Here is a 4,916-nt window from a genome sequence, read left to right as displayed (position 1 = left end):
ACCCACGGCATCCGAGGGCACCCGCAGACCCGCCGCGGGGGCACCGCTGATGACGCGCACCTTCTTGACCAGCGTGGCCTTGGCCACCTCGCCCAGACGTTCCGCCATGGCGTGCGTGGGGACGATGACGGCGTCGGCGTGACGCGCGACGCGCGAGAGCAGGGCGCGCGCGGCGAGCAGCTCGGGCTTGGTCAGCTCGTCCGGCGTCTCGAAGGCGCGCAGATCCCACAGGGTCGCGACGATCTGGTGCGTCTCGTTGACCCGGTCGTGCCGCACGAGGGGCGCGAGCGAGGTGGGCGAGTGGATGAGTCCCTTTCCGATCCCGGGAGCGACCCCCAGCTGCCAGGATGCCGCGAGCTCTCGCCGACGCATCGACAGGCGCGTCTCGGAGCTCAGGCCGGGCACGGCCTGGTCGTCGGGAATGCCAGGCGAGGGCACGATCGCGGCGACGTCGCAGCCGCGCGGGGCGGTCGCGACGAGGGCTTCGGTGAGGGATGCCGAGGCCTCGGCCAGATCGCGCGAGGTCGGGGCGACGAGCTGGTCGAGGACGACGCGCAGGGTGACGGTCACGAGGTCGGCGCCTCCGTCTCGGTCGGCGGGTGCAGCTTGTCTTTCACCATCTGCTTCACCTGGTCGTAGTCTGGGTCGAACTCGTCGACCCCGCCCTCGGGGGTGAGCTCGAGCGTCTGCACCGGCTGGTCCTTGGCCTTGAGGGCGAGATTGACCAGGGTCGGGGCGATGAGACCCTGCGGCAGGTCGGTCTCGACGATATTCGTCCCGGCGGCGGCGACCTCTTGAAAGTGCGCCAGCACGTTCTGCGGGTTCGTCTGGGCCAGGATCGCCTCTTGCAGCTCGCGCTGGCGGCGCATGCGGTCGAAGTCGCTCGTCGTGTAGCGCGAGCGGGCGTACCACTGCGCGGTGTCGCCGTCCATGTGCTGCTGCCCGGCCTCGACCCAGCCGAACGCCCAGTCGTCGACGGGCTGGCCGTCGTAGGCCGGACCGCCCTTGGGCAGGCGCTCCTTGACGTCGATGTCGACGCCGCCGAGCGCGTCGACCAGGTCGGCGAAGCCCTTCATGTCGATGAGGACGTAGTACGGGATCTGGATGCCCATGATCCCCTCGGCGGCATCCTTGGTGGCCTCGATGCCCGGCTCCGAACCTTGCGACACCGCGTTCGGATAGAGCTTGTTCCCGTCCTGGCACACCTCGACCTCGGTGCGCAGCTGATTGATGCCGCTCCCCCACCCGCAGGTGGCGTTGGCGTAGCCCGTGTGACCGTTCGGGTACTCGTCCTGCATGGGACCGGGGGCGAACGGGAAGTGCGGCATGTCGCGCGGGATGCCGGTGATCGTCGTCGCGCCGGTGTCGGCGTTGATGGACACGACCGAGATGCTGTCGAAGCGCATCGAGTCGCGGCCCTCGCCCGAGTCGGCGCCGAGCAGCAGGATGTTGTAATAACCGTCGGACGGGGGAACGACGGGTGCGGACTCGCCGAAGAGTTCCGCGAACGCGTCGCGCGTGGTCCCGGCGGCCTGAGCCGCCCAGGCTGCTCCGGAGCCCGAGAGCACGAGCAGACCCACCGACACGATGACCATCGCGACGCGAGAGATCGCGCCCACGCGCACCAGGCGAACGAGCCGCAGGGTGTCGATGGTCAGCACGATCCAGAGCACCAGATAACCGATCAAGGCGATCTGCACGATCGTCAGCGGCAGCGGCCGGAACCACGACAGGAACTCGGGGACAAACGAACCCGTCGCGATCGCGAACAGGACGCTCGGCGAGAGCAGAGCGGTGGCCCCCGCGAGGATCAGCACGGTCCACATCGCCAGCGTCGCACCGAGGCCGAAACGGCCCAGTCGCCGGTTGCCGGCGAGCACCTGCGCCGAACCGGGCAGGACGAAGTTGAGCACGACGAGCCACCACCCGCGGCGCGTCATGACGGCGGCGGAGGTGGCATCCGGGTGACGCAGCGGACGCGACTCCATGAGCGGAGCCTGCGCGCGCGGGCGTGCGGCGGCGAGGGTCACAGGGACTCCTTCAGCCGCCGGTTCTTCTCTTCCACCTGGCCCTCGAGGTCGCGGGCGTAGGCCTCGACCCTTTCGGCGAGCGCGTCGTCGGCGCTGCCCAGGATCCGCGCGGCGAGCAGGCCCGCGTTCTTGGCGCCGTTGATCGACACGGTGGCGACGGGGATGCCCGCGGGCATCTGCACGATGCTCAGCAGCGAGTCGAGCCCGTCCAGCGTGGCGAGCTGCACCGGCACGCCGATCACCGGAAGAGCGGTGACGGATGCCAACATGCCCGGCAGGTGCGCGGCTCCCCCGGCGCCGGCGATGATCGCCCGTAGACCGCGACCGCGCGCCTCGCGCCCGTAACGCACGAGTTTGTCGGGGGTGCGGTGCGCCGACACCACCTCGACCTCGTGCGGGATGCCGAACTCCGTCAGCACCTGCGAGGCGTCGCTCATCACGCGCCAGTCGGAGTCGGAGCCCATGACGACGCCGACCACGGGCGTCTCGGAGGAATGCAGCGGCCGGGTCACCGGTCCAGGCTAGAGCGGCTCGCTGGAAGATCGCGGAGCGGCGCGCTCTCGGCATCCGGTCAATCGAAGAAAGCGGCCGCCGCGCGGGCCTCGTAGACGACGTCGTCGAGGTCGTCGCCGACGACGTTGACGTGCCCGACCTTACGCCCGGGCCGCGGCGCCTTGCCGTAGGTGTGGATCTTGGCCGCGGGGTGGGCCGCCATCGCGCCGGCGAAACGCTCCTCGAGCGTGCCCTCGGCGGGTCCCCCCAGCACGTTGATCATCACGGTCCACTCGGCCGCGGCATCCGTCGCTCCCAGGGGGAGGTCCAGCACCGCGCGCAGGTGCTGCTCGAACTGGCTGGTCACCGCGCCGTCCTGAGTCCAGTGCCCGCTGTTGTGCGGGCGCATCGCGAGCTCGTTGATGAGGATGCGCTCGTCCGTCGTCTCGAACAGCTCGACGGCCAGCATGCCGGTGACGCCGAGCCCCTCGGCCACCGCCACGCCGATCTGCGCCGCGACGCGCTGCACCCGCTCGTCGGCGCGCGGGGCGGGGGCGACCACCTCGGCGCAAACGCCGCCGCGCTGCACCGTCTCGACGACGGGATAAGCGCGCACCTCGCCCGATGGGCGGCGCGCGACCTGCTGCGCGAGCTCGCGGGTGAAGTCGACGAGTTCTTCGACGAGCAGCGCCCCGCCGTTGGCGTCCTCGGCGAGCGCGGCGAACCAGTCGTCCGCCTCGGTCGCCGCGGACACCACCCGCACGCCCTTGCCGTCGTAGCCGCCGCGCGGCGTCTTGACCACGCCGCGGCCGCCGTGGGCGTCGAGGAAGTCCTGCAGCGCGGCGGCGTCGGACACGGCCGCCCAGTCCGGCTGCGGAAGTCCGAGCTCGGCCATCCTGGCGCGCATGACCAGCTTGTCCTGGGCGACGCCCAGCGGCGCGGGACCGGGGTGCACCGACACGCCCGCGTCGACGAGGGCGGCGAGCACGTCCTGCGGCACGTGCTCGTGGTCGAAGGTGATCACGTCGACGTCGCGCGCGAAGGCGAGCACGGTCTCGGCGTCGCGGTAGTCGCCCACCGCGGTCGCGGCGATCGCCGCCGACATGCCCTCCTGCTCGGCGAGGACGCGGATCTCGAGCCCGAGCTCCACGGCGGGCGCGATCATCATCCGCGCCAGCTGTCCGCCACCGACCACTCCGACTCGCAGCGCCATGCCGCTCCTTCCGTCGGCATCCATTCTGTCGGGGCGCGCGCGGGCGCGCGAGCCGAGCGACTGCGCGGGGCGTGGGCTGCGACGGGCTGAGCCCGGATGCGGAGTCAGAACCCGCCGACCGCGCCCGAGCCGAACGTCTGCGAATCGCGGTGGGCCAGGATCTGATTGACCTCGACCTGGTCGACGAGCGTCTCGTGCACGAGCACAGCGTGGGGGATGTTCTTCATGCGCAGCGGCGGCTCGACGCCGTTCGACAGGGTGAGCGAGCCCGCTCCCCACAGACGCTGCAGGATGCCGCGTCGCATCTGGATCGCGTAGCCCCGCACGTGCGAGATCTCGCGCTGCGTGCCCCCGAACGGCCCCGACCGCTCGATGACGCGCCGCGTGGTGATGGTCCAGGTGTGCGAGAGCCACACGAAGAACGGCACCACGACGAGCAGGAGCACGAGGACTCCCGCCGCGCTCAGCAGCATCCAGTTCTCGTACGGTGCGGGCAGGTTGTCGTAGAAGTACGCCGTGGCCCCCGACACCGCGATCAGCACCAGGGCCGACCAGAACAGGCGCCGCGCGTGCGCGCGCAGACGGGCGATGCGCAGCTCGGGCGCCGCCGTGCCCGGCGCCGGCATACGCGGGCGTCCGATCGAGCTCGACGGCTGACTCACCCCTTCATTGTGCGGTGCGGATGCCGTGAGTCAGCCGATGCCACGCTCCGGCGCGTCGCGGGTCAGCGCACGTGCACCACGTCGCCCGCCGACACCACGGTCTCGAGCGAGCCCGAGTCCACGACGAGGCGGCCGTCGCCGTCCAGGCGCACGGCGGTGCCGGCGAGCGTCGAGCCGTCGGGCATCGACACCGTCACCTGGCGGCCGACGGTCGCGCACAGCTTCTCGACGTCGCGGTGTACGCGGTCGCCCTCTCCGCGAGCGAGCTGCGCGACGGCGTCGCCCAGGTGCTCGAGGTAATCGGCCAGCAGGCGGTCGTCGTCGCACTCGACGCCGATGGCGGCGAACGAGGTCGCCGTCGTGACGGGCAGGTCGGCGCGACTCATCCGCGTGTTGACGCCCGCGCCGACGACGACCGTGTCGAAGGTTCCGGGAACGGCTTCGGCCAGGATGCCGCAGATCTTGCCGCCGTCCACCAGCACGTCGTTCGGCCACTTCAGCTGCGCCTCTGCGCCGTGA

General features: G+C 71.4%; 5 protein-coding genes and 1 pseudogene. All 6 read right to left on the bottom strand.

What is annotated here, in order from left to right; translation table 11 throughout:
• A pseudogene (locus DBR36_RS12625) lies at positions 1-570 on the bottom strand (glycosyltransferase); the annotation flags it as partial.
• Complete coding sequence (locus DBR36_RS12620; RefSeq protein ID WP_108319901.1) at positions 567-1,988, bottom strand: LCP family protein; 1,422 nt, start codon at positions 1,986-1,988, stop codon at positions 567-569. The gene DBR36_RS12620 and the pseudogene DBR36_RS12625, both read right to left, overlap by 4 nt.
• 38 nt (positions 1,989-2,026) lie before the next feature.
• On the bottom strand, positions 2,027-2,494 hold the full coding sequence (gene purE / locus DBR36_RS12615; RefSeq protein ID WP_108319899.1) for a 5-(carboxyamino)imidazole ribonucleotide mutase: 468 nt from the start codon (positions 2,492-2,494) through the stop codon (positions 2,027-2,029).
• Positions 2,495-2,601: 107 nt separating this feature from the next.
• On the bottom strand, positions 2,602-3,735 hold the full coding sequence (locus DBR36_RS12610; protein ID WP_108319897.1) for a 5-(carboxyamino)imidazole ribonucleotide synthase: 1,134 nt from the start codon (positions 3,733-3,735) through the stop codon (positions 2,602-2,604).
• Between the two features lie 104 nt (positions 3,736-3,839).
• The gene (locus DBR36_RS12605) at positions 3,840-4,397 is read right to left on the bottom strand and encodes a PH domain-containing protein (protein ID WP_108319895.1); all 558 of its coding nucleotides are present in this window, start codon (positions 4,395-4,397) and stop codon (positions 3,840-3,842) included.
• A 62-nt stretch (positions 4,398-4,459) separates the two neighbouring features.
• Positions 4,460-4,916, bottom strand: a 457-nt coding sequence (locus DBR36_RS18440) for a biotin--[acetyl-CoA-carboxylase] ligase (protein WP_258222810.1), incomplete at its 5' end; no start/stop codon positions are given.

The sequence above is a fragment of the Microbacterium sp. HMWF026 genome, from assembly GCF_003061325.1.
In the GTDB taxonomy this organism is placed as follows: Bacteria; Actinomycetota; Actinomycetes; order Actinomycetales; family Microbacteriaceae; genus Microbacterium; species Microbacterium testaceum_E.
Note: the sequence above shows the minus strand (reverse complement) of the source record. Positions and strands in the feature narration are given on the sequence as shown.